The 23,507-nt window shown below is 41.1% G+C and carries 23 protein-coding genes; 16 read left to right on the plus strand and 7 right to left on the minus strand.

Annotated features, from left to right (window positions below; genetic code table 11):
• Positions 1–35: 35 nt before the first annotated feature.
• Complete coding sequence (locus R8N23_RS06110; protein WP_318170684.1) at positions 36–2,864, minus strand: two-component regulator propeller domain-containing protein; 2,829 nt, start codon at positions 2,862–2,864, stop codon at positions 36–38.
• A gap of 65 nt (positions 2,865–2,929) precedes the next feature.
• Positions 2,930–3,430, minus strand: a complete 501-nt coding sequence (gene tpx / locus R8N23_RS06115; RefSeq protein WP_318170685.1) for a thiol peroxidase — start codon at positions 3,428–3,430, stop codon at positions 2,930–2,932.
• 156 nt (positions 3,431–3,586) lie between these two features.
• Here tpx and R8N23_RS06120 point away from each other — a divergent pair, with 156 nt between their 5' ends.
• The 12 genes from R8N23_RS06120 (at position 3,587) to R8N23_RS06175 (ending at position 14,922) form a co-directional block, all read left to right on the plus strand.
• Complete coding sequence (locus R8N23_RS06120; protein WP_318170686.1) at positions 3,587–5,794, plus strand: TonB-dependent receptor; 2,208 nt, start codon at positions 3,587–3,589, stop codon at positions 5,792–5,794.
• Positions 5,795–5,865: 71 nt separating this feature from the next.
• Complete coding sequence (locus tag R8N23_RS06125) at positions 5,866–6,408, plus strand: DUF4287 domain-containing protein (protein WP_318170687.1); 543 nt, start codon at positions 5,866–5,868, stop codon at positions 6,406–6,408.
• Positions 6,409–6,451: 43 nt separating this feature from the next.
• Positions 6,452–7,462, plus strand: coding sequence for a Gfo/Idh/MocA family oxidoreductase (locus R8N23_RS06130; protein WP_318170688.1), 1,011 nt, complete (start codon positions 6,452–6,454; stop codon positions 7,460–7,462).
• Positions 7,463–7,553: 91 nt separating this feature from the next.
• Positions 7,554–8,006, plus strand: coding sequence for a hypothetical protein (locus R8N23_RS06135; RefSeq protein ID WP_318170689.1), 453 nt, complete (start codon positions 7,554–7,556; stop codon positions 8,004–8,006).
• 129 nt (positions 8,007–8,135) lie between these two features.
• Entirely contained in the window at positions 8,136–10,505 is a 2,370-nt protein-coding gene (locus R8N23_RS06140; RefSeq protein WP_318170690.1) for an outer membrane beta-barrel family protein, read from the plus strand.
• A 58-nt stretch (positions 10,506–10,563) separates the two neighbouring features.
• Positions 10,564–10,953 carry a hypothetical protein gene (locus R8N23_RS06145; RefSeq protein WP_318170691.1) on the plus strand — a complete coding sequence of 130 codons (390 nt, stop codon included), beginning with the start codon at positions 10,564–10,566 and terminating at the stop codon, positions 10,951–10,953.
• Positions 10,954–11,024: 71 nt separating this feature from the next.
• Complete coding sequence (locus tag R8N23_RS06150; RefSeq protein WP_318170692.1) at positions 11,025–11,930, plus strand: haloalkane dehalogenase; 906 nt, start codon at positions 11,025–11,027, stop codon at positions 11,928–11,930.
• A 106-nt stretch (positions 11,931–12,036) separates the two neighbouring features.
• A complete protein-coding gene (locus R8N23_RS06155; protein ID WP_318170693.1) occupies positions 12,037–12,369 on the plus strand; it encodes a metalloregulator ArsR/SmtB family transcription factor in 333 nt (110 codons plus the stop codon).
• A complete protein-coding gene (locus R8N23_RS06160) occupies positions 12,359–12,862 on the plus strand; it encodes an SRPBCC domain-containing protein (RefSeq protein ID WP_318170694.1) in 504 nt (167 codons plus the stop codon). Before R8N23_RS06155 ends, R8N23_RS06160 begins: the two co-directional genes overlap by 11 nt.
• Positions 12,863–12,960: 98 nt before the next feature.
• Complete coding sequence (locus R8N23_RS06165; RefSeq protein ID WP_318170695.1) at positions 12,961–13,338, plus strand: hypothetical protein; 378 nt, start codon at positions 12,961–12,963, stop codon at positions 13,336–13,338.
• A 62-nt stretch (positions 13,339–13,400) separates the two neighbouring features.
• Positions 13,401–13,742, plus strand: a complete 342-nt coding sequence (locus R8N23_RS06170; RefSeq protein ID WP_318170696.1) for a hypothetical protein — start codon at positions 13,401–13,403, stop codon at positions 13,740–13,742.
• 79 nt (positions 13,743–13,821) lie between these two features.
• Positions 13,822–14,922 (plus strand): hypothetical protein, encoded by a 1,101-nt coding sequence (locus tag R8N23_RS06175; RefSeq protein WP_318170697.1) that lies wholly within the window; start codon positions 13,822–13,824, stop codon positions 14,920–14,922.
• 20 nt (positions 14,923–14,942) lie between these two features.
• Here the strand turns inward: R8N23_RS06175 and R8N23_RS06180 are convergent, their stop codons facing one another.
• The 5 genes from R8N23_RS06180 to R8N23_RS06200 all read right to left on the minus strand — a co-directional run bounded on the left by R8N23_RS06180 (position 14,943) and on the right by R8N23_RS06200 (position 20,138).
• The gene (locus tag R8N23_RS06180; protein ID WP_318170698.1) at positions 14,943–16,031 is read right to left on the minus strand and encodes a hypothetical protein; all 1,089 of its coding nucleotides are present in this window, start codon (positions 16,029–16,031) and stop codon (positions 14,943–14,945) included.
• A gap of 20 nt (positions 16,032–16,051) precedes the next feature.
• Positions 16,052–16,846 carry an anti-sigma factor gene (locus R8N23_RS06185; protein WP_318170699.1) on the minus strand — a complete coding sequence of 265 codons (795 nt, stop codon included), beginning with the start codon at positions 16,844–16,846 and terminating at the stop codon, positions 16,052–16,054.
• Entirely contained in the window at positions 16,843–17,379 is a 537-nt protein-coding gene (locus R8N23_RS06190; RefSeq protein WP_318170700.1) for an RNA polymerase sigma factor, read from the minus strand. Before R8N23_RS06190 ends, R8N23_RS06185 begins: the two co-directional genes overlap by 4 nt.
• 71 nt (positions 17,380–17,450) lie before the next feature.
• Positions 17,451–19,637, minus strand: coding sequence for a xanthine dehydrogenase family protein molybdopterin-binding subunit (locus R8N23_RS06195; RefSeq protein ID WP_318170701.1), 2,187 nt, complete (start codon positions 19,635–19,637; stop codon positions 17,451–17,453).
• Positions 19,638–19,679: 42 nt separating this feature from the next.
• Complete coding sequence (locus R8N23_RS06200) at positions 19,680–20,138, minus strand: (2Fe-2S)-binding protein (protein ID WP_318170702.1); 459 nt, start codon at positions 20,136–20,138, stop codon at positions 19,680–19,682.
• A gap of 195 nt (positions 20,139–20,333) precedes the next feature.
• Here R8N23_RS06200 and R8N23_RS06205 point away from each other — a divergent pair, with 195 nt between their 5' ends.
• The 4 genes from R8N23_RS06205 (at position 20,334) to R8N23_RS06220 (ending at position 23,507) form a co-directional block, all read left to right on the plus strand.
• Positions 20,334–21,383: an AI-2E family transporter gene (locus R8N23_RS06205; RefSeq protein WP_318170703.1), complete on the plus strand. Its 1,050-nt coding sequence runs from the start codon at positions 20,334–20,336 to the stop codon at positions 21,381–21,383.
• An 82-nt stretch (positions 21,384–21,465) separates the two neighbouring features.
• Entirely contained in the window at positions 21,466–22,260 is a 795-nt protein-coding gene (locus R8N23_RS06210) for a class I SAM-dependent methyltransferase (protein ID WP_318170704.1), read from the plus strand.
• 143 nt (positions 22,261–22,403) lie between these two features.
• Positions 22,404–22,997: a Crp/Fnr family transcriptional regulator gene (locus R8N23_RS06215; RefSeq protein WP_318170705.1), complete on the plus strand. Its 594-nt coding sequence runs from the start codon at positions 22,404–22,406 to the stop codon at positions 22,995–22,997.
• Positions 22,998–23,057: 60 nt separating this feature from the next.
• The gene (locus R8N23_RS06220; RefSeq protein ID WP_318170706.1) at positions 23,058–23,507 is read left to right on the plus strand and encodes a DMT family transporter; all 450 of its coding nucleotides are present in this window, start codon (positions 23,058–23,060) and stop codon (positions 23,505–23,507) included.

Below are 23,507 nucleotides of genomic sequence, written 5' to 3' on the forward strand. Positions count from 1 at the left end.
CTTGATTGGTTGTTTTGGGAAATTTGTCGAAGTCCTTAAATGGACTCAAGAAAAGCCTGGAGATTGGTGTCTGAGTTTAGGTTTAGCTTTTTACGGAGGCGATATCGACGTTTCTCCACACCACTTACAGAGATATTCATCAGTGAGGCAATCTCTTTCGTGGATAAGTCAAGTTTGATAAATGCACAAAGATTGATCGATGACTTAGTGAGGTCAGGCTGCTTCTCTTTTAGCTTCTTGATGAAATCCTGATGACTCTCGTCAAAGTACATCTCGAACCTTTCCCAGTTGTTGTCAGATCGCATGTTTTGGTCGATACTTCTTATAGACCTCTTTATTTTCTGCTCAGCATCTTTGGTTACGGATGAGGCAATTTGGGTTAGTCCTTTTTTTAGTTGGCTTAGAAACTCATTTTTCTTTGTGATTTCCAAAGCTACACTTCCAAGCTCTTTGTTTTTAAGAAGCACTTTTTCCTTGAGTCGATCATTGATGAGTTTTATTTTTTCAGTCTCGGCTAAAAGCTTTTGCTGTTCGAGTTCCTCGTCTTTTTTAAGTAGTGCTTCTTGTTTTTCTTGTTTGATTTTAGCCACGCGGACTTTGTATATCAAAACACCAATGAAAATGATAATTAAAGTATAAAGAATGCCGCTTAACCGCGTGGCATACCATGGGCTTTGAATAATGAAGGGATAGGAACTGTGTTCCGAATATTTGAATAAATCTCCTCTGGAGCGCACATGGAAGACATATTTGCCTGGTACCAGATTTTTAAAACTGTTTTGATTGGACTCATGCCAATCCGACCAATTGGGTTGGCTTTTATCATTCTTATTTTCTAAATAGAAGCTGAATTTGATTTGTTCTCGGGATTGGTAATAGCCAGAGGCATAGGTGAAAGTAACGTTGTTGAAATTATGAGATAATGAAAGTGATGGAGAAGCTTTGGTAGGAGCAAGCCAACTCGAATCTGTTTGTTCAAATTTGACCTCTCGAATCAGTGTCTGTTTTTTGTTGTTTTGGTTGTTGATGCGATAGTTAATATTAGCATTCACATTGAAATGGGCAAAACCCTCTTGGGTACCGATCACCACATTGTTGCTGTCATATACATGTAAATATTCATAGCTACCTACCAGATTTCCATTGAGTTCGGTGATGATATTCTCAGGGAGTAATGTGTAACTACCATTATCGAGTGGGTCGAGTTTGGTGATTTTGTTGTCCTGAATGATCCAAAGACTTTGAAAGGTGCCTTCAACGATCTTATCGACATAGAAATTGTGTTTAAGAAATGAACTGATTTCCTGATTGAGTTGGAAAGTCTTGTTTGAAGGGTCGAATTGATATATGCCATTTTCTCCGGAGAATAGGAGTCCTTTTTTTGATTGGCTTACAAAGGAAATATAGGTGGGCAAATTCCCATCCTTTTCGGAGTAGAACTCGATGTTTTGAACCTTCATTTTTTCAAAGTCAAGAGACATTCTAAAAAGTCCTTTATTGCCATGGCAGACCCAAAGGTGTTGATCCCCATCGAAGGCAACCACTCGGCTGGACTCGTCAAATGTTTCCAATAGGTTGACTTTTTTTGAATCCGGTTCAATCATATAAAGTCCGTGTTCTGTTCCTATGAGTAAAAGCCCTTTTTGATTGGGAACTGTTTTAATCGTCCATACTTTATATTGATCAAAAATAAGTTCGAGACTTCCATTTTCTAATACAAATAGGCCTTCTTCGTGAGCAATAAATAATTGATCATCCATTGATTTAAATTCATAAACCTGTCCTTCTGTTCCCTTGAGGGGCTCAAACTCGCTTTGAGATTTGTGCACGAAAACGCCTTGACTTGTGCCTAGATAAAGACGACTATCGTGTACCGCAGAGGCATAGCCCATTCCTCGTATACCATTAGAAATACCATAGTGAGTAAATGGTGTATTCAGTATAATGTAACTAATACCATTATCCAGGGCTAGCCATAGGTTGCCTTCTCTATCTTCATGCAGATCAAAAATATTGTCAGAAAGAAGCCCGTGCTGGCTGTTGATGTGATGAAGAAATTTCAAATTTTCATCTAAGATGACAAGACCCTGGTTTTGACTGGCTAATGCGATATGATGAGATTGTAAGCCAACGACTTTGGATATTTCAAATTCAGGAGGAAGGGAATTGGCAGATTCTTTGGATCCAGATGAAAGAGATATAAAGTCTCCGTTCTGTGTGATGATGTAATTCCTTATGATTCCAATTACGATTTGCTCTTGCCTTAGTTGTTTGTTGACCTGTCGATTCCCCAGGTCGAAAACAGTAAGCACTTTGTCCGATTGGTAATACAAACTTCTGTTCTTGACCTCAACGAATGTGAGGCCCTTAGGAATGTTAAAAAGCAGGTCTAACGAATGATCTTTGTACTGGTAAATGGCGGTTTGAGTGGCTACAATCGTTTCAAAGTCTGAAGTCCAAATGCCAGTAACTTCTCCTATGGATTCTTCGAAGTCAACAAGAGATTCGTAGTAGGAATCCCCCGTGTTTTTGTGTACAAGCTGCCCAAATTCGTTGAATGCACCAATACAAATATTTCCCTTTCGATCGACATTTAAAGTGTGACCATCTAGTCCATTGGGTAGCAAAATTTTTCGCCACATTTTTCCATCAAATTCTAGGATGCCATAGCTGTTTCCAATGTAGATGAGGTCATTGTTTCCTTGAACGATCTGGAAGTTCTTAGGATGCCATTGGTAATCTTTGGAAGTATAGTTCTTAATCTCGGGTAAGCCGACAGGGAAGTTCTGCGCATGCACAGACGAACAGCAAATAGTCCAAACGGTAAATACCAGAAGGTATACTTTTTCAGGGCAATTTCTCATAAACGCTTATTCAATTTCCGTTTGGGCTAGAGGAAATTACCCTGAAATTTAGCTGATTTGGCTAATTATGCCAAAGCAGCCAGTGCCTTTTCGAAATCAGGGTCCTGAACGATTTCAGGTACTTGTTCAGAATAAATGACTTTATGCTCTTCATCTAGTATTACAATGGCTCTAGAATGAAGGTTCGCCATGGGGCCATCCGCAATGGTTACCTGATAATCTTTCCCGAATTTTCCGCTTGCAAAATCAGAAACAGTTTCGACACTATCGATCCCTTCTGCTCCACAGAATCTCGCTTGTGCGAAAGGTAAATCCCGCGAAACGCAAAGAATTTTTGTGTTAGCCAAGCCTGCTGCTTTTTCATTGAATGTACGCACTGAGGCAGCGCAGATGCCAGTATCAATACTTGGGAATATGTTCAAAATCACTCTTGACCCTTTATAGTCAGCAAGAGAGATATGTGAAAGATCGTTTTTTATCAAATCAAAATCTGGTGCTTGTGTGCCGTTTGCTGGCAGCGAGCCAATAGTATTGATGGGATTGCCTTTTAGTGTAATAGTAGCCATAGTTAGATGTTTATTTTCTTTAGTAAATATAAGTAGTGGCTAGCAACCATGGAGCTAATTTTGCCAGAACTTCAAAAAAATGAGGTAGGGTAAACCGGGTGCCTCCTCGTTTGTATCAATGAAAAGGATTTAATAAAAATTAGTTAAATAAAGATCATGAGGTCAATTTGTCTACTTGTTTTGGTGTTTGTGAATAGTTGGGCCTTTGCTCAGAAAATCAGTGGTGTGATTACTGACCTGCAGCATGATGCTTTGCCTGGCGCTTATGTGACCAATGTAACGAAAGGCAGTCATGCACATAGTGATGAATTGGGCAGATTTCATCTAGAAGTAGTGGGGCTCGGGGATACACTTTCAGTAAGCTATATTGGTTTCAAAACCCAGCAGCTGGTGGTATCAGATTTGAAAGGAAAACTAGAAATAGAATTGGCGGAGCACGTGGTTGAGCTTAGTGAACTCACCGTCACGCCAGATTTGAATGCGATTCAGGCATTGACTAAAATCGACCTTAATACTTCGCCGGTCACATCTTCTCAGCAGGTGCTAAGAACCGTACCCGGACTGATGATTGGTCAGCATGCTGGTGGAGGAAAAGCCGAGCAGATTTTTCTAAGAGGATTCGACATCGATCATGGTACGGACTTCAATATGACGGTAGATGGCATGCCGGTAAATATGGTATCTCATGCTCACGGTCAGGGCTATTCCGATTTGCATTTCCTCATTCCCGAATTGATTCAGGATATCAACTTCGGTAAGGGACCTTATAATGCTAGTAAGGGCAATTTTACAACGGCAGGTTATGCCAATATCAGAACTAAATCGAGTCTGGATGCCAGCTCAATTCAAGTAGAGGGTGGACAATTCAATTCCTTTAGAACGGTCGGATTATTCAATTTGCTCAACGACAAAAAACAATCCGCTTACCTAGCTACAGCATACAATTTATCAGACGGTCCATTTGAAAGTGCTCAAAATTTCAGTCGCATCAACCTGATGGGAAAGTACAATGCGCAGTTGGGGGAGGATAGAATCGGCTTGCAGTTTTCTCACTTCACCAGTAGCTGGACGGCCTCTGGTCAAATCCCGCAAAGAGCAGTAGAATCGGGACAGATCACCAGATTTGGAGCGATAGATGATACCGAGGGAGGAAGTACTGGCAGATCCAACCTGAAGCTAGATTACATCAAAACTATAGACGATCGTTCATTTATTAGTAATCAATTGTATTACGGATTTTATGATTTTGAGCTGTATTCTAATTTTACCTTCTTTCTAGAAGATTCGATAAATGGTGATCAGATTAGACAGAAAGAAAATCGTCAAATTATGATGGCTACTAGTGAGTACAATAGAAGTTTTGACTTGGGAAGGGTTGAGAGTTTTCTGAAAATTGGTGGGAGCATTAGAAATGATATTGTAGAAGATATCGAACTGTCTCACACTGCCAATAGAGTGACCACTTTGGAACAAATCCAGTTTGGAGATATCAATGAAACCAACCTATCAGCCTATGCACAATGGGATATTGAAATGGGCAAATGGCTTGTGAGTCCGATGGTGCGCTACGATTATTTCAAGTTCAATTATGACGATGGATTGGCTGGCAGGCAATACTTCGAGTCTCAAGGAATTGCCAGTCCAAAACTGAACATGCTGTACAATCATTCCAGCAGTATGCAGCTATATTTCAAAAGTGGATTCGGTTTTCACTCCAACGACTCTCGAGCGATTACTACTGGTGAAACAGACATTATATTACCCAGGGCTTTTGGATATGATTTGGGCTTCATATTGAAGCCAACGACTAAATCGTTCCTAAATGTAGCTTTCTGGTCACTTGATTTGGAGCAGGAACTGCTGTATGTAGGAGATGCTGGAATCGTGGAACGTGGTGGTGAGACTCATCGATATGGAGTGGATGTGAGCTATAGGTATCAGTTGACGCCTTGGTTATTTTTCAACCAAGATGTGAACTACACCCATGCGCGAAGTGTGAACGACCCGGAAGGTCAAAATTATGTGCCGTTGGCACCAGGATTAACTGCCTCTGGCGGATTGGGAGTTGCCAGATCGCTAGGGTTTTACGGGGGCATACGTTATAGATATATGGCAGATCGCCCAGCCAATGAAGATAACTCGATAGTTGCATCTGGATACACGGTAGTGGACATGAATGTAGGCTACCAAATGAAGAATTACACTTTTGGAGTGAACATAGAAAACCTATTCAATACCGAGTGGAATGAAACTCAATTTGCCACAGAATCTCGTATGCAAAATGAACCCACATCGGTCGAAGAAATTCATTTTACACCTGGGACTCCCTTCTCACTTCGTGCATTTATTAAGGTTAATTTTTAAGTGAACTCTCGCCGACATGGCACCAGAATTCTATTTCAATTATATTTAGTTTACATCTAAAAAATTATGCCATGGATCAAGCACTAAAAACCATGATAGACAATATGCCTGAGAAGACAGGCAAGTCCTTGGATGAATGGAAGAAAATACTGACAAAAGAAGCCTTTGAAAAACATGGCGAAGCCGTGAAATATTTGAAAACTGAGCATGGAGTAACCCATGGGTTCGCAAACACTATTGTTCTGCTTTCGAAAGAAGAAAATCGATCTTCGGAAGATTTGGTAGAAACGCAATACAAAGGCAAGGAAGCTTTGATTCCCATTTATGAGACTTTGATCAACCATCTCCAGTCGCTTGGCAATGATATTACCATCACACCTAAGAAGGGAAGTGTAAGTATCATTAGAAAACGTCAATTTGTTTTGATCAAACCTGCAACAAAGAGCAGAATCGATCTTGGATTTAAATTAAAGGACAAATCAGTAGAAGATCGACTGGGCGACTCAGGTCCTTTTGGAACGATGTGCACCCATCGTGTGATGATTTCTGAAGTTTCAGAGATTGATGAAGAGCTAAAGGGATGGATTCAAGAAGCTTATGAGCAGTCTGTATAAATACTATTGTGCTCAATAGATAATCAATCCCTATATTCGAATGATGAGTGAAATTAGAACTGGAATATTATCTTTTGGCATGTCAGGCCAAATCTTTCATGCTCCTTTTTTGGATCTACATCATGGCTTCGAGTTGTCTGCAGTAGTTGAGCGAACTAAAAAACAGGCAGCTACTAAATACCCCAGCATCAGGAGTTACGATTCGGTAGATGAAATTTTGGCAGATGATACAATAGAATTGATTGTAGTAAATACACCTAACGCTACTCACTTTGACTTTGCCCTCAGGGCCATTCAGGCAAAAAAGCATGTATTGGTTGAAAAGCCATTTGCTACTACTTCGCTAGAAGCCAAGCAGCTTTATGAAGAAGCAAAGAAAAATGACGTTCAGGTTTTCCCTTACCATAATAGGCGCTACGATTCGGATTTTCAGTCCGTAAAACAAGTACTGAATTATGGTAAGTTGGGAGAATTGGTGGAAGCACATATTAGGTTTGATCGCTATAAATATGGTATAGGTGAGAAGAAAGCCAAAGAAATTCCAGGACCTGGCGCAGGATTGCTTTATGATTTAGGTCCTCATATTTTGGATCAGTCACTATCGATTTTTGGAAAGCCGGCGCATTGGGAAAAACGAGTAGGTCATTTTCGGCCACAAACACAGGTGGATGATTTTGCCACCATACTATTATCCTATCCTAGTGGGCTTCAGGTTTTTGTTTCTACCAGCTTGTTAGTGGCGGATCCTCAGCCAGCTTTTATTCTTCATGGCACCCTGGGATCTTATACCAAACACCGGACAGACGTTCAAGAGAAGCAGCTGTCAGAAGGTATGAAACCGGATGATAAAGACTATGGTGTAGAACTCATAGAAAACCAAGGCATACTTACTACAGTGGATAAGAAGGGTGTTAAAACTCAAGAGCGAGTGCCTGCAGAGCCTTCGACGTATATGAATCTATTCGAGGATGTATATCAATCTATAAAGTTTGGGAAGATGTACCCGGTCAAACAAGAGGAAATTATAGAGCAGCTGGAGATATTGGAGTCCTAGGCTCAAATGAAGATCACGATAAATGAAATGTAAATTGAAGTCTAAATATTAGCCTAATAGTTTGTGCTATAGCGTAATGAATCCAACTTATATGAACACAATTATCAAAGTACTTCTTCTCTCACTTATTCCGACTCTGGGCTACGCACAGAAAAATGCGAATGGTCTTTATTTAGAAGTGGAAGAGGAACGCTGCTATTATAGTGAACTAAAACTAGCCAACACGAAGATCAACGTCTGTGTTCTGGATCATCCACTAATTGGTATTGAAGAGTTTAAAGAGGTAGGCCCATTAGAAGAAAACGCATTGCTTGGCATAAGAAAATTTTCCATCACCATGTCCGATGAAGCTAAAAAGAAATTAGCCATCATGTCCAAAATTTATACAGGTAAAAATTTTGCTTTTGTATTAGATGATGAAGTAATATGTGTGATGGAAGTGATAGGTGAGATCACCTCTGGAAAGTTTACCGTGACAGAAAAAATTGAGCATTCTTCTCTAAAAGAGGTAGTGAAAAAGCTTCATGAAGATCATGGTTTGTAGATCGTATACCTGAAGAATAGATTCTTAGCTTGTCGTTCATACCAAAAGTCTTGTCGTTCAAAGATTAGATTGGCTTATTCTCAGAATTTAGCTGTGTTTTGCACTACAACATAAAATCTAGAAGTTCTAATGACTCGGTCAACACTCATTACCTTATTTGCCTTAGCCTCAGTGGCAGCTTATGCTCAAACACGAACACAGATCGTGGGCAAAGTAGTAGAAAGTGGAAGCAACACCCCAGTTGAATTTGCTACGGTGGCTATTATCGATCTGGAAACTAAAAAGCCAATCACTGGCTCAACAACTTCCTTAGAAGGAGCCTTTGCCATCAACACCACAGAAAAGGAGTTTGAAATTGAGATTAGTTTTATTGGGTTTGAAAAGAAGATAATTCGTGATTTTCAAATTATAAACAACCGTGTGGATTTGGGCGAAGTGGCCTTAAAAAGCGACAGTAAACAACTTGAAGAAATCGTAGTGGAAGGAGAGAAATCTCAGACAGAGTTTAGAATTGACAAAAGAGTTTTTAATGTAGGCTCTGATCTAAGCGTCGCAGGGGCCAGCGCATTGGATGTGTTGACCAACGTTCCTTCGGTGAATGTGAATATTGAAGGTCAGGTGAGTTTGCGTGGAAGTACTGGTGTGCAAATTCTTATCGACGGTAAGCCGTCGATTCTCACAGCCAGCAACGATGGTAATGCCTTAGGGTCTATCACCGCAGATATGATCGAAAGTGTGGAAGTAATTACCAACCCTTCTGCCAAATACGAAGCAGAGGGAACGTCTGGCATCATCAACATCGTGTTGAAAAAAGAAGAAAAGAAAGGAACGAATGGTTCGGTTTCTATCAATGCAGGCGTGCCTCACAACCATAGTATCGGTTTTAGTTTAAATTACCGAACAGAGAAATTTAATCTATTCTCACAGTTTGGAGTAGGCTATAGGGAGCTTCCAAGAGATAAAACAGCTTACAATCAGGATTTGGTTACTGATACTATTATCTACTCAGAAGGGGAGGAATTTAGAAATGAGAAGTTCTATAATGTGATCCTGGGGACAGACTATCACATCAATGATCGAAATGTGATTACGCTGTCGGGAAACTATGCATTGGAAATAGAGGACCAGCCGTCTAATACAGATTTCTCGATGGTAGATGGTACGGGTCAGGTCGTATCCCAGTGGAATAGAACCGAAGAAACGGAAGCTACCAATCCTAAGTATCAATTTGACCTTCAGTACAAAAGGGATTTTGAAGATCACAAAGACCACGATCTGTTGGTGTCTGCTACGGGAAGCTTTTTTGGAAAGTCCCAATCTTCAGATTTTTTGGATGAAACAACGGGAGGAAATGAAAATCAAGATGCCCAACAAAAAACAGAAACAACTTTTGATGAAGGGAAATACACTTTCAAACTGGACTACACCAAACCATTCGCTGATGGTTTTACCCTGGAGACAGGCGGACAGTACTTGCTCAATGATGTAGGAAACGACTACGCTGTTCGCAATTTGGAAAATGGGATTTATGTCATTGACTCAACACAAACCAATGATTTTGAATACAATCAAGATGTGTTGGGTTTGTATGGTACGATGTCTTATGAAAAGAAAAACTGGGGGTTGAAACTAGGATTGCGAGTGGAAAACACGGAACTCAATACACTACTAGCGAATACAGGGGAAAAGAATCATCAAAATTACACGAATTTTTTTCCGACGGTTCATGCCTCGTATAAGGTGAAAGAAAATATCTCTTTTCAGGGCGGGTATTCTCGCAGGATCTACCGTCCAAGGCTTTGGGACCTAAATCCATTTTTCAACATAAGAAATAACTATAACATCAGGCAAGGAAACCCTGATCTATTGCCTGAATATACTGATTCCTATGAGGTGGGAGCGGTTTATAATCAAGACGTAATATCCCTGAGTACTTCTGTGTACCATAGATATACCACTGGTGTTATCGAGCGCATTTCGTACTTTGAAGACAATGTAAATATCACCCGCCCCGAAAACATCGGAACTAACAATGCCACAGGATTAGAAGTAAATGCGCAATATGAACCCTTGAAATGGCTTTCTTTCAATGCGGATTTTAACTACAATTACTTTGTAAGAAATGGAGAATTGGAGGGGCAAATTTTCGACTTCACTGCTGATCAGTGGACTACAAAACTGACCACGAAATTGAAACTCCCACATGATCTGGACATTGAGGTAGTAGGTAACTATAGAGGAGCCTATGAGACCGTGCAAGGCCATGTGTCTGATATGGCATTTTTGGATATGGGCGCCAGGAAGAAAATACTGAAGGGCAAGGGTGTAATCAATGTGAGCGTACGAGATGTATTTGCCTCCAGAATACAAGAGAGTTTTGTGAATCAGCCGGAATATAATCTTTACGACCGATCATTACGCGGCCGATTCTTTACCCTCGGATTTAGCTATGGTTTTGGTAAAGGAGAGGCGATGACTTATTCAGGTAGAAGACGTTAGGTTATTTTACAGCGTGTTGTATATTTGGGTACATCCAAAAAATGATAATACCTATCCCATGTTACTTAACCTTAACCTGAATCCAAAGAAAGTTTTTTTACTAGATGCTTGTGGCGCTGTAGTGTCCGCAGTCCTATTGGGGCTTGTGCTCACGGCATTAGAACCGCTGATTGGTATGCCTACATTAATCCTTCAAAAACTGGCTATTACAGCCTGTTTTTTTGCAGCCTATTCATTTTTTTGCTTTTGGCGATTGCCAGAAAACTGGCGACCATTCCTGAAAGTCATTGCTATGGCTAATTTCTGCTATTGCCTCTATACCATTTTCTTGGTTGTCAGTCTTTATCAGGTGCTTACACCTTTAGGCATAGCCTATTTTATCGGTGAATTGATTGTGATTTTTGTATTGGTAGCCTTCGAGTGGAAAAGGTCAATCCACGTTGATTAACGCCTTGGATACCTTTTGTAAGTGGTGACGGGAAGTTGTAAATTACTAGAACTACTACTTCAACTTTCTATATGGGCAAAATAGTAAGCACACCGGATGAGCGATTTAGCCACCTTAAAGATTATCCTTTCGATCCACATTACTTAGAAGTAGAAGAAGACCTGAGGATGCACTATGTAGAGGAAGGTCCAAAGGATGGACCGGTAGTCTTACTGCTACATGGCGAGCCGAGCTGGTCTTATCTATACCGCAAAATGATTCCCGGTTTAGTTGAGCACAACTTTCGAGTAATCGCGCCGGATTTGATTGGGTTCGGAAAATCAGACAAATGGGTCGATAAGCAAGCCTATAGTTACCAAAATCATTTGGACTGGCTCACAACATTTATTGAGCAGTTGGATCTAAATGAAATTACACTTTTTTGTCAGGATTGGGGAGGGTTACTAGGATTGAGATTGATTACTGTTTTGGGTGATCGATTCAGCCGAGTAGTGGCCTCAAATACCGCGCTGCCTACTGGAAATATCCCGATGCCCGATAGTTTTATGCAGTGGCGAGAATTCTCACAGCATTCGCCAGACTTCGATATTGGAAAGGTGCTCGATATGGGGACTGTACAGCCACTTGCTGAGGAGGTAATTGCAGCTTACAATGCGCCGTTTCCTTCGGAAGAATACAAAGCGGGGGCTAGAGTTTTCCCTACGTTGGTTCCCATCCATGAGGATGATAAGGAAGCTAAGAACAATCAACAGGCCTGGGAAAAGCTGATGCAATGGGAGAAACCTTTTCTCACCATTTTTGGAGACGAGGACCGGATCATGAAAGGAGCCGAAGCCGTATTTCAAAAACTAATTCCGGGAGCTAAAAATCAGAAGCATCAAATATTACATGCCGGTCATTTCATACAAGAAGAAAAAGGAGAGGAACTGGCTGATTTGATCACACAATTCTATAAGGCAAATACATCTAAAGATTGAATTAAGACAGCGTACATCACTTTTAAGAAAAAAATCCGCTAAATATTTGCGTAGCCAAATGACTTCATATATACTTGTGTAGTCAAATAGCTACATATTAAATCAAATGAAATTAAGAAGAGACCCCTTTCAGGCGATTGCCGACCCCACCAGAAGAGCGATATTGGTGTTGCTGGCCTCTCAGACTATGACGGCTGGAGCTATTGCTGGAAATTTTGATGCGGCTCGGCCGACCATTTCGAAACATCTCCAAATTTTGAATGAGTGTGAACTCATAAAATCCTACCAAGAAGGTCGAGAAATTCATTACCAACTGGAAGTGGAAAAAATGAAAGACATCGACCAATGGCTGGAACAGTTTAGGAAAATTTGGGAGAGTCGATTTAATCAGCTGGACAATTTATTATTAACCATTAAGAAATCACAAAATGAGAAGTGAATTACAATTTGATTTTCTCGTCGACAAGACGAAAAACACGCTAACTATCAAACGCGAATTTGCCGCAGGGCGCCAATTGGTTTGGGACTGCTATACAAAAAGTGAGTTGCTTGATCAATGGTTTGCCCCCAAACCATTGACTACAAAAACAAAGTCCATGAATTTCAGTGAGGGAGGACATTGGCACTATGCAATGGTTGAGCCTAACGGCACAGAATATTGGGGCTGGACCTCATACGAGACTATCGTACCTATCGACTATTATACTTCACAGGACGCATTTTGCAATGAAGCTGGAGAGATTAACAAGGAGCTACCGAGTGCCAAATGGAGAGTAAGTTTTTTGGACAAAGAAGAAAATTCGTTGGTGGAGACTGTGGTTACCTATAATTCTCTGGAAGATTTAGAGACGGTGATTAATATGGGTATGGAAGATGGAATGAATGCAACGCTCGAAAAATTGGATGAACTCTTATTGAAATTAGAGAGTTAGAATTGTAGGAAAAAGAGACTACCGTTTTTCGAAGTGGTGTGAACTTACACTCATGAAGAGTTTTTGATTCTAAGTTTTAACAACTAACAATAATCATTATGAAAACTGCAACTATCATTATCCGAGTACTGCTTGGACTTTTATTTGTATTTGCTTCGGGGACGTATTTTTTGGATCTCGTACCTGAGCCCGAATTAACCGGTAACATGAAAATTTTCAATGAAGGTCTGATGGCCGCAGGGTATATCATGCCAACTGTAAAAGCTTTGGAACTGATTTGTGGACTTGCCTTTCTTACAGGCAGGTTCGTGCCTTTGGCTACGGTTGTTATCTTCCCGATCTCTGTCAATATTCTAGGGGTGCATTCTTTTTTAGCTCCAGAGGGATTGGCTATAGCCTTGTTTGTCATGTTGTCCAACCTGTTCTTGGCTTATCGAAATTGGTTCCATTATAAAGGGTTATTAGAAAGGAAATAGATAGGTTAATGACTAAATTACCGTTACTCGGTATCAGCTATAGTTATTAACACTCAAAGTCTATGAATAAGCACAAACTTTCCACCATTGTTTTTGTCGTTAATGGGATTTTGTTTTTCCTGGGAGGAGCGGGATTATTAGGAGAGGGCAAGGTGATTTTTGGAGCTATTCAGATTGTCGCAGGGGCTTGCAACATGGCCATACTTATTGGAACCAGGAAAAGTCATAGGCGGCACATCGTCAATCTTTTGATTTTGCTGATGAATGTAGTAGTAGCAGGATCCATTTCATGGGATTACACACTAGCTGGCAAACAATACATTCAATACGCCTGGCTCGTAGCGGCCTTAATGTCATTGGCAGCCTTTGCTATTCAATTGCGCAAAGGAAATAGCGCTGAATAGGATTGTACCAACTTGAACAGGATTGGTTAGTTGACTTTTTATCGTTGGTTCTATTTTGTGGTAACCAAAATAAAATGCGATGAAAAAGACAATCTTATTACTACTCACTATTACATCATTCTTCACTCAACTATCAGCACAGGAAATTATCCCCATTGACACCAATACCTGGGATTTCCAGGGTCGCGGATATGTGATTGAAGAGTACAAAGGGAAAAAATCAGCCTATTTAATTGGTGCTATGACGCTCAAGAATACGCAGTTTTTGAATGGTACCATCGAATATGATATCTTCTTGAAAGAAGAAAGGTGCTACCCGGGGGTCTATTTCCGAAGCGACGGTGTCAATGGAGAGCAGTTCTTTATGAGACTTCACCTTTCGGGTCTGGAAGACGCCACACAAGCGGCTCCATTAGTCAATAACCTTACCCCGTGGCAACTGATGTTCGGAGAACGATATTCTTTTGCTCATACCTTCAATTATGAGGGCTGGACGCACGTGAAGGTAGTGGTCAATGGCAAACGAGCTCAGGTGTATCTGGACTATGCAGACGAGCCTAACCTTTCTTGGGAATTGACCATGCCAGTAAAGCCAGGAAGCATTATCCTCAGAGGGGGTAGAGTAACGGGGTTGCACATTGCCAATGTCAAAGTTGATCCGAATGCTACAGAGATTAAAAATTTCAATCCGATACCAAGAAAGCCAATAGAAGGTTTAATTCCGGAATGGGAAATCTCAGATATGTTTGAAGAGAAGCTATTGGAAGACCCGTCGAAAATACCCGCTGTAATTGAAGCCAGGAAGTGGGAAAGGTCTGTGAAAGTCGAAGAAGGTACTGCTGCCAATATATCAAGGGTTCAAAACTTGTATAATGGTGAGCCTGGTGAAACAGTGTTTGCCAAAGTGACAATTCAGTCGGATAAAGACCAACTCAAGTATTTTGAATTTGGCTATAGTGATCGAGTGGTCACCATTCTCAATGGTAAACCGATTTACAAGGGGACGAACTTTTGGCGATCCAGAGACTATAGATATTTGGGTACCATAGGGTTGTTCGATGGTGTCTATTTAGATCTGAAGAAAGGTAAGAACACTTTGCTCTTGGCCGTATCCGAAAGCTTTGGAGGCTGGCTGGTCACAGGCCGCATAAAGGATATGGATGGAATTAAAATTAAGTAGATGAAAAGAGAAATTGGGAGCTACTTGCAATTGACAGTGAGCTCCTTTTTTAATCTTTTTTCGTCATCAACAATTTCATAGAACGAATCCAGGTAGCCTGTCATACGCTGTTTGGTGCTTTTGTTGAGAAGAGTAGAACTACCTATCAAATCATACAACTGGTTCTTATTTGATTGGAATTTGGCCAGCGTAGGCTGATAGTCTTCAAATGGTTCGCATGGCCCTCTGAAGAGTCGTTGGGTAATATCATCAATAGGAAGTATGTCTGCTGGTATGGCATATGGAGGGTCCACCATCCCACAGTAGTCAAAATCGTAGGGAATTGCTAGTGGAAGGATATAATTTGACTCCTCGTTGGGCATAATGGTTTTCATATTGTGCCGAGCTAAAATAGAAAAGTCAGTATTGCCAATCATATAGTTGAACAGGGTTACCAAATGTCTGTTTTCCGGAGGAAACTGTCCATAATGGAAACTTGTGTTCTCGTCTATATGACGAGCCAGTCGATCGGCCATGGCCTTGGTTGGTTCTATGATAAAGGCGTATCTCTGAGATTCTACTTTTCCTCTTTTTTTGCCTGTATCATAGTAATTCACTTTGATTAGTCGGACACGGAAACTGGAATCAGTCAGAATGTTTAGCATTTTGTAGACATAATACTCAGAGAGTAAATATTGCTCGTAAGTCGAGCCTGACTGACAGTTACCCACCATTTTCATTTTGTCGAACGATTTGAGCATGTCAAGTTTCACCTTCTTTTTGGGGAAGTTCAATTTGAGCGGAGGGTAATTACAATTTGCTCTTCTGAAGTTGCCTCTAGCCTTAATGCCTATTTTTCTATGTATGGTCACCGTATCATTGAAAGCATATTTGATCACGGCTTTCTGATATTTTGAAGTATCTTTTTTGCTGTTGAGTTTTTTGAAATCAGATTTGATTTCTATTTCCAGAACAGATTCCTTTCCAAATAACTGGTAATCCGCCATATTGGACTCTATGTAGTCTTTAAATGTGGCATTAGATTCATAGAGGTCGTCAAAATCATGTTGAGCCAACGACTGAAAGGAAAAGGTGAAAAAGCAGAAAATAGGTAGTACGAATTTGGTCATGACTAACTAAAAAAAGAAGGTTAAACTTCTGTTGTGCCCACTACTTGCATGGTCTCCAGGCTTGGGTCTTTGCTTCCGCCTCGAGGTTCAATGGTTACAGCAAAAGCAGCTGCGGCTGCCACAGATTTCATTTTCAATAAATCAGACCCATTGTCAAATACACCCATGTCCACGGGAACGCCATCCACTATGGCCCAGAGTTGATACTGCTGATCCTGAGTCAAATCCTTAAGGTTTTGAATTTTTAGGTAGACATCTTGTGTATTGCTATTCCAGAATACAGTGGCTAAAGATCCCGGTGAATTTTCAGTGCCATTCATAGCTACTCGTGCAAAATTCGGGTTGCCCAATATCTCCACATCTGTTTCCAGGCTTTCTAATTTTTTATTAACAAATCGATAGTTGTCGGCCACCTCCTGATTTTGAGCAATCATCACCGCCAATTGATCTTCTGCCGACTGCCATTGACTGTAGAAGTAGAAGGCCAGTCCTGAAGTCAATATAGCAATAGTGATAGAAGCGGCTATGGCCAGACTGAACGGCTTTTCGGTTTGCTTGACAGGCATTTGAATTTCCTTGGCTTCAGAGGATTTTAAGTCCAATTGAGATTTGATTTGATCTTTCAATGCTGGACGAGGAGCGGTGGCCAAATGCTGAGCAAGCACGCCCATAGTAGACTCTATCAGGGCCAGCTCTACTCGGACTTCCTCATGTGCTTCGCACATTTGCTCCACCTCGGCCTTTTCAGACCCAGAGAGCTCGCCTAGTGCGTAGAGCTCTAAAATACCGGACGATATGTATTCCTCGATATTCATCTGACGTCTAATGTTTTTCTAAAATAAATTAAAGCCGAACGCACCCTGGTTTTTACGGTACCTAGGGGAAGGTTCAATTCTTCTGCCGCCTCGGCTTGTGTAAATCCACCAAAATAAACTAAGTCCATCACCTGCCTCTGATTTTCATCCAACTGGTCCAACAACTCTTTTACCCCAATTCGATCTTCTTGAGAAGGTGTGCTTTCACGATCCAGTTTATATACGGCATCACCTACCTGATCGGATTTGCGGCGCTGACTCATTTCTTTCGAACGTAGTTTGTCGATCGCCAAATTACGTGAGAGATTCAGCATCCAGGTAAATAGTTTGCCCTTAGCTGCGTCAAAGGCATCAATCTTTTGATAAATTTTTAGAAAGGCATCTTGCAGCACTTCGTCAGCAATGTCCTGATCGATTACGATTCTGGAAACTACACCATACAAAGCCGATGAGTAGTTGGTGTACAAGTACTCAAAGCCTTTTTCGTCTTTAGCGATAAGCAGACGAACCAATTCCGATTCCTGGATTTGCAATTTGCTTTCTAATGCGTTTGTGTTGGTAGCGAAAAGATAGTGATTTTTTTATGAATATGATTGTCCTATTTCTACCCTAAATTTTCAACAAAAGGCTGTTGTCTTACCCGCTTGCCCGTAGCCGCATAAATCGCATTAGCCAAGGCCGCAGCAACTGGTGGTAGGGATGGTTCGCCCAGTCCCGTTGGGTCAATTCCGTTTTGTACGAAGAATATCTCTATCTCCTGAGGAGCTTCCTGGTGACGCATGAGCTTGTACTTGTTGAAGTTGCTCTGATCTGGTTTCCCATCGGTGAAAGTCATCTGACTGTACATGGCATGACCAATACCATCGATGATGCCGCCTTCTACCTGGTTTCTTGCTCCTTCAGGATTGACCACAATACCGCAGTCGATGGCACACCATACCTTTTGGATTTTCGGCAGATTGTTTTCCATTTTGATGTCGACTACTTGTGCGACATAGGAGTTGTGACAGTAATAGGCAGAAACTCCTCTAGATATACCGGGAGTAGCTTGCCCCCAATTAGATTTTTCTCTGACTAGCTTCAAAACGCCAGCATATCGCTTCGGGTCGTAGTCATTGTTTTCTCCAACCGGATTGGCTATGGCTCGATCGAATAATTCCAATCGGAAGTCGATAGGATCTTTGCCTACCTCTTCAGCTACTTCATCTAAAAAGGATTGTTCGGCAAAGGCGATAAAATTCGACATCGGTGCACGCCAGGCGCCTACTGAGATATTGGATTTGAGGATTTGATCTTCTGCTAAATAATTGTCAACCGCCCCAGCCGGAAAACGATTATCGAAAACAGGGCTTCCATCAATCCCGGCACCGCGCACTTTGAATCCAGTAAGCTTATTTTCTTTATCTAAAGCGGCCTCATATTTCACCTGATAGGCAGGGCGATAAGTCCCTTGGGTCATGTCGTCTTCTCTGGTGTAGACCAGTTTTACTGGAGCATTTACTTTTTGGGAGATCACCGCAGCTTCTACAGCAAAGTTTCCATAGAGCCTTCTTCCAAAACCACCACCCATTCGGGTCATCATGATCGAGATTTTGTCTTCAGGCAATCCCAGCACACTTACTAAAGTTTTGTGTAGAAACTGAGGCGTTTGGATAGGGCCAACGAGCTCTGCTTTATCTGCAGTCACATGAGCAAAGAAATTCATGGGCTCCATAGTATTGTGTGCTAAAAATGGCGCTCCATATTTTTGGCTTAGTACTTTGCTGGCAGATTTGAAGGCTTGCGCCGGATTGCCGTCTATTCTTTTGTCTTCCCCAGCTTCTACTTGGTCGACCAGGTCTGATAGCTGCTTAAAGTGATCTGTAGTGTTTTCACCGTCAGATACTTTTTCCCATGCTACTTTGAGCTTCTTTTTCGCTGCCAAAACCTCCCAAGTGGAATTACCCACCACCACGGCTAAATCCGGAAAGGCATTCACATCAGACCATTGTTTTTCTGTTCCTTCTGGAAGTGAGTTGATGGCAAAGATGTCTTTGATCCCAGGCATGGATCGGGCTTCGGTATCGTCAATAGATTGTAATTTCATGCCAAAAGCTGGCGGGTGGACCATCATGGCAATGAGCATCCCTTCTTTTTTGTAGTCCAAACCAAAAAGAGGTTCTCCTTTGATCAGTTTTGGGCCATCCACATTTTTTGTCGGCTGACCGATAATTTTGAAATCTTTAGGGTCTTTGAGATCCACTTCTTCTGGTACAGTGATATTGGCTGCAGCTGAGGCAATTTCACCGTAGCTAATCGTTTGACCTGCTCCATCACTAATGATGCCGTTTTCAGTTTTCAATTCACTGACAGGCACGTTCCATTTTTTGCTGGCTGCTTCCAAAAGCATTCTTCTGGCCGTTGCTCCAGCCATTCTGAGGCCCTGCCATCCATGTCGGATAGACTGACTGCCTCCAGCTATTTGGCGTACATATTTTTGACTGTCATATCCCGCTTGCTCTACCACTACATCTTTCCAATCCACATCTAGTTCTTCTGCCACGATCATAGGCATCGAAGTTTTCACGTTTTGGCCTATTTCAGGATTGGGTGACATGATGGTAACAATGCCATTGTCTCCTATTTTAAGGAATGCGTTGATGTCAAACCATTCCTCCGGCATACTTTTGAGTTGGTTGGAGGTTGGGGTGCAAGAGGCCAGCCAACTGAAACCAAGTATCAGTCCGCCACTGGCTGCGGAGGATACTTTTAAGAAAGAGCGTCTGTTATATTTTGTTTTGATCAGAGTCATGGTATTCAAGGTTTGAATGAAGAAAAGAAGAAATGGAAAGGGTTAAACCTCTTTGGAAGCTGTTTGTATCGCTGCCTTGATCCGTGTGTATGTTCCACATCGACAAATATTGCCATTCATGGCTTGCGCGATATCCTCATCTGAAGGATTTGCATTTCGCTCCAGAAGCGAGGCTGCAGTCATAATTTGACCTGATTGGCAATAGCCGCATTGGGCTACGTCGTGTTCGATCCATGCTTTTTGTACCGGGTGATCTCCATTTTCAGAAAGTCCTTCGATCGTGGTGATCGATTTGTCCCCGATACTTGAGATGGGCAATAAGCAGGACCGGGTCGCTGTCCCATCTAAATGCACGGTACATGCGCCGCATTGTCCAATGCCACAACCGAATTTGGTGCCTACAAGATCGATGTGATCTCTCAATACCCAAAGTAATGGAGTGTCCGGAGACACATCTACTTGGTGGGTATTGTTGTTAATGTTTAAAGTGAATTGAGCCATAGATATAAATTTACTTGAATTGGCGGTGCCATCCAATTACTTTGATGTTATGCTAGCGTTGTAGTATGCTATAAATTACGAAGAGTATCAATTGTTACTTTTTGCTCTTGATGAATAGCAGTTTGAATCAGATGAAAAGATATTCCAGTACCTATGAACTTTTTTTTCAATTCAGAATTAAACTATCTTCAGCCTATGACTACTAATAAAAACTATTCCAACCCAGCCCTGACTACGGCTTCGTTTATCATCATTATAGCTGGTGTGATGTACGCCCAAACATTAATCACACAATTGCTGCTGGCATTTTTTATTGGTATTATCTGTATTCAGCCAATCCGTTGGCTACAGTCAAAGAAGGTTCCTCAAGGAGCAGCCATAGCCCTTGTGTTGCTTTTTATCACAACTTTATTCTTGTTTTTTGGAGGTTTGATTGGAAAATCATTGTCTTCATTCTCCAATGATGCACCAATATATGCCAACAACTTAAGGCAAATAAGAAATTCTTTGTTTGAGGTGCTGAATGCAAGAGGATTTAGTTTAAACTCTGGCATGCTTGCCAAGCAGTTGGATCCAGGAAAAATAATGGGGCTCACAGCTACTTTTTTAGGGCAACTGGGAGGTTTTATGGGCAATGCATTTACGATCTTTTTTCTCGTCCTATTTCTTCTGCTGGAAGCGGATGGGGTCGTGATCAAAATCTCAGCGGTTGTCCTGGATAAAGGAAGTACTCAAGGTTATATTGAAAAAATGGTTGGAAGTATTCGCCACTATTTAAGTATCAAAACCATGACCAGTCTGCTTACAGGATTGCTGATATGGGTGGCTCTTTTGATTGTAGGCGTAGACTATGCCATTCTGTGGGCATTGATGGCCTTTTTACTGAATTACATTCCAAATATTGGCTCGATTCTAGCCGCCTTGCCTGCCTTATTGTTTTCTCTAGTTCAACTAGGCGTAGGGGGAGCAGTATGGACCATGATCATATTTTTAGTAGTCAATATAGTGGTAGGAAATGTGGTGGAACCAAAGGTCATGGGAAAGGGTTTAGGCCTTTCAACTTTTGTCATATTTTTTGCATTGATCTTTTGGGGGTTTGTTCTAGGAACCATCGGTATGTTTTTGTCCGTTCCTCTGACCATGATTATTAAAATTATTTTAGACCATAATCCTAAAACCAGGGCAATCGCCATTTTTCTCGGTACCGAGCAGGAAGCCAAGGTCTTGTTGGATGAAAAAAGCTGAAAAAATCAGCGAGACTATTTTCATCATCATCGATTGACTAATGGTATTTTCATGTTCAATGATGAACATTAACAACACCAATATGAATTATTTTGAATTAAATAAAGAAAGCTGGAATGAGTTCACTCCTTCCCATGTAGACTCTGATTTTTATGATGTCGAGTCTTTTAAAAATGGAGCCTCGTCACTCAATCATATAGAACTAGAAGGGTTAGGCCATGTGTCTGGCAAAGATTTGCTGCATCTGCAGTGCCATTTTGGAATGGACACCTTATCACTAGCACGACTTGGGGCCAATGTGACTGGAGTTGACCTTTCTGATGTAGCGATTCAAGTAGCTAGGGACTTATCTTCCGAACTAAATATTCCTGCCAACTTTATCAATTCCAATGTATATGATTTGGACAAACATTTAGAAGGAGCATATGACATTATCTATACATCATATGGCGTTCTAAACTGGCTGGAGGATTTAGACCAATGGGCTGAATTAGTTCATCGATTTCTTAAACCCAATGGAGTTTTCTTCATCGTTGAGTTTCATCCTTTTATCTATACATTGGATCATCAGGATATGAAAATCAAGGAGTCGTACTTTAAGACTGGACCCATGGAATCCATTGCGGATGAATCTTATACTGATGGTTCGAAAACAGAAAAAAAGAATTTAAAATATGTCGAATGGAACCATAGCCTTAGTGAAGTAATCAGTAGTCTGCGAAATGCCGGATTGCAATTGGAATCATTCAATGAGTATCCATATCAAGTTTACAATTGTTTCGACCATATGGTGGAAATAGAAAAAGGAAAGTGGGTCTTTGAGAAATATGGAAGTAAAATACCTTACCTATACTCAATAAAAATGATCAAGAACTAAGGAAAGTTATTGATCAATTCCTTTTGAAATGAGTCGTCTGGCAAATGGTAATTGTTGGGTCTTTTGAAGCCAATCAATTCTATTATCTTACGGTATCATCCTAATTATTAGTGGATTCATTTGATTCAAGTTCAGATTCATACATGCTACTGACTAAAGAATATCAAGCGTTTATAGATCAAGTTTTCCTCGATTATCATGCCCTCAAGCAGGAAACACTGGATGAACTATACGCTATGGCCAAGATTAAAACGCTGAGTAAAAATGAATTTTTACTTAGAGTAGGGTCTACTGCCAAGGAAGTCTATATACTTAAGCGCGGAGCAATTATCGCCTATTTCCTGGATACCGAAGGCAACACCTACAACAAGAACATTTTCCTAGAGGGTAACCTAGTTGGCTCTACAGTTTCTTACCTCACCAACACACCTTCTCGATTTGCGCTTGAAGCCATCGAAGATTGTGAGATCATCAGTTTCAATTACGTCCGTTATCGTCAGCTGATTAATGAGTCCGTTGACTTCAAAAATTTCTACATTGCCTATTTAGAAAAGAATTGGGTGATCGAAAAAGAAAAAAGAGAAATCGATATCGTGATGACCGATGCTACGGCTCGATATCAAGAATTGTTGGCGAGCCATCCTGGGTTGGACAAAAGAATACCACTGGTACATATCGCCTCACATCTGGGGATCACACCCACCCAGCTGAGTAGAATTCGAAAAAAAATTCAATAAAATTTAGCCCACTCAACATATGTAAAGGCAATGCTCGAAGATCCTCTCGATTTTTGTCTTATGAAAATTTTTATTCTTTACTTATTGGCGTTTTCAGGTGGCGTATCATTAGCCATTCAAGCCGGGTTCAATACACAGCTGAGTGGTATTCTGAAGCAGCCCATATTGGCCGCAATGGTCACTTCGGTGGCGAGTATCGCTTTTGCCGGGATATTCGTGGTGCTCACGGGCAAAGACACACCGAGTGCTCGCGAAATCCATTCGATCCCTTGGTATCTATGGGGTATCGGTGGACTTTTTAGTGTGTTAGGTATTTCGCTTTATTTCTACACGATTCCTAAGTTGGGATTGTCAAAAATGATTGCCTTAGGACTTTGCGGACAGCTGGTGTTTTCTATGATAGCCGGAAAAGTCGGCTGGTTAGGCCTTCCTATCGAGCCCCTGACTACCAAGCGGATGCTTGGTGCATTCGCCATGGTCATTGGTATCATATTAATAAACTCAAAATAA

Origin of the sequence: Reichenbachiella sp., from assembly GCF_033344935.1 — a bacterium.
GTDB lineage: Bacteria > Bacteroidota > Bacteroidia > Cytophagales > Cyclobacteriaceae > Reichenbachiella.

Excerpts from the sequence above, each read along its gene's own strand:
- R8N23_RS06110 (WP_318170684.1), bottom strand. The coding sequence starts at position 2,864 with ATGAGAAATTGCCCTGAAAAAGTATACCTTCTGGTATTTACCGTTTGG.
- tpx (WP_318170685.1), bottom strand. The coding sequence starts at position 3,430 with ATGGCTACTATTACACTAAAAGGCAATCCCATCAATACTATTGGCTCG.
- R8N23_RS06120 (WP_318170686.1), top strand. The coding sequence starts at position 3,587 with ATGAGGTCAATTTGTCTACTTGTTTTGGTGTTTGTGAATAGTTGGGCC.
- R8N23_RS06125 (WP_318170687.1), top strand. The coding sequence starts at position 5,866 with ATGGATCAAGCACTAAAAACCATGATAGACAATATGCCTGAGAAGACA.
- R8N23_RS06130 (WP_318170688.1), top strand. The coding sequence starts at position 6,452 with ATGAGTGAAATTAGAACTGGAATATTATCTTTTGGCATGTCAGGCCAA.
- R8N23_RS06135 (WP_318170689.1), top strand. The coding sequence starts at position 7,554 with ATGAACACAATTATCAAAGTACTTCTTCTCTCACTTATTCCGACTCTG.
- R8N23_RS06140 (WP_318170690.1), top strand. The coding sequence starts at position 8,136 with ATGACTCGGTCAACACTCATTACCTTATTTGCCTTAGCCTCAGTGGCA.
- R8N23_RS06145 (WP_318170691.1), top strand. The coding sequence starts at position 10,564 with ATGTTACTTAACCTTAACCTGAATCCAAAGAAAGTTTTTTTACTAGAT.
- R8N23_RS06150 (WP_318170692.1), top strand. The coding sequence starts at position 11,025 with ATGGGCAAAATAGTAAGCACACCGGATGAGCGATTTAGCCACCTTAAA.
- R8N23_RS06155 (WP_318170693.1), top strand. The coding sequence starts at position 12,037 with ATGAAATTAAGAAGAGACCCCTTTCAGGCGATTGCCGACCCCACCAGA.
- R8N23_RS06160 (WP_318170694.1), top strand. The coding sequence starts at position 12,359 with ATGAGAAGTGAATTACAATTTGATTTTCTCGTCGACAAGACGAAAAAC.
- R8N23_RS06165 (WP_318170695.1), top strand. The coding sequence starts at position 12,961 with ATGAAAACTGCAACTATCATTATCCGAGTACTGCTTGGACTTTTATTT.
- R8N23_RS06170 (WP_318170696.1), top strand. The coding sequence starts at position 13,401 with ATGAATAAGCACAAACTTTCCACCATTGTTTTTGTCGTTAATGGGATT.
- R8N23_RS06175 (WP_318170697.1), top strand. The coding sequence starts at position 13,822 with ATGAAAAAGACAATCTTATTACTACTCACTATTACATCATTCTTCACT.
- R8N23_RS06180 (WP_318170698.1), bottom strand. The coding sequence starts at position 16,031 with ATGACCAAATTCGTACTACCTATTTTCTGCTTTTTCACCTTTTCCTTT.
- R8N23_RS06185 (WP_318170699.1), bottom strand. The coding sequence starts at position 16,846 with ATGAATATCGAGGAATACATATCGTCCGGTATTTTAGAGCTCTACGCA.
- R8N23_RS06195 (WP_318170701.1), bottom strand. The coding sequence starts at position 19,637 with ATGACTCTGATCAAAACAAAATATAACAGACGCTCTTTCTTAAAAGTA.
- R8N23_RS06200 (WP_318170702.1), bottom strand. The coding sequence starts at position 20,138 with ATGGCTCAATTCACTTTAAACATTAACAACAATACCCACCAAGTAGAT.
- R8N23_RS06205 (WP_318170703.1), top strand. The coding sequence starts at position 20,334 with ATGACTACTAATAAAAACTATTCCAACCCAGCCCTGACTACGGCTTCG.
- R8N23_RS06210 (WP_318170704.1), top strand. The coding sequence starts at position 21,466 with ATGAATTATTTTGAATTAAATAAAGAAAGCTGGAATGAGTTCACTCCT.
- R8N23_RS06215 (WP_318170705.1), top strand. The coding sequence starts at position 22,404 with ATGCTACTGACTAAAGAATATCAAGCGTTTATAGATCAAGTTTTCCTC.
- R8N23_RS06220 (WP_318170706.1), top strand. The coding sequence starts at position 23,058 with ATGAAAATTTTTATTCTTTACTTATTGGCGTTTTCAGGTGGCGTATCA.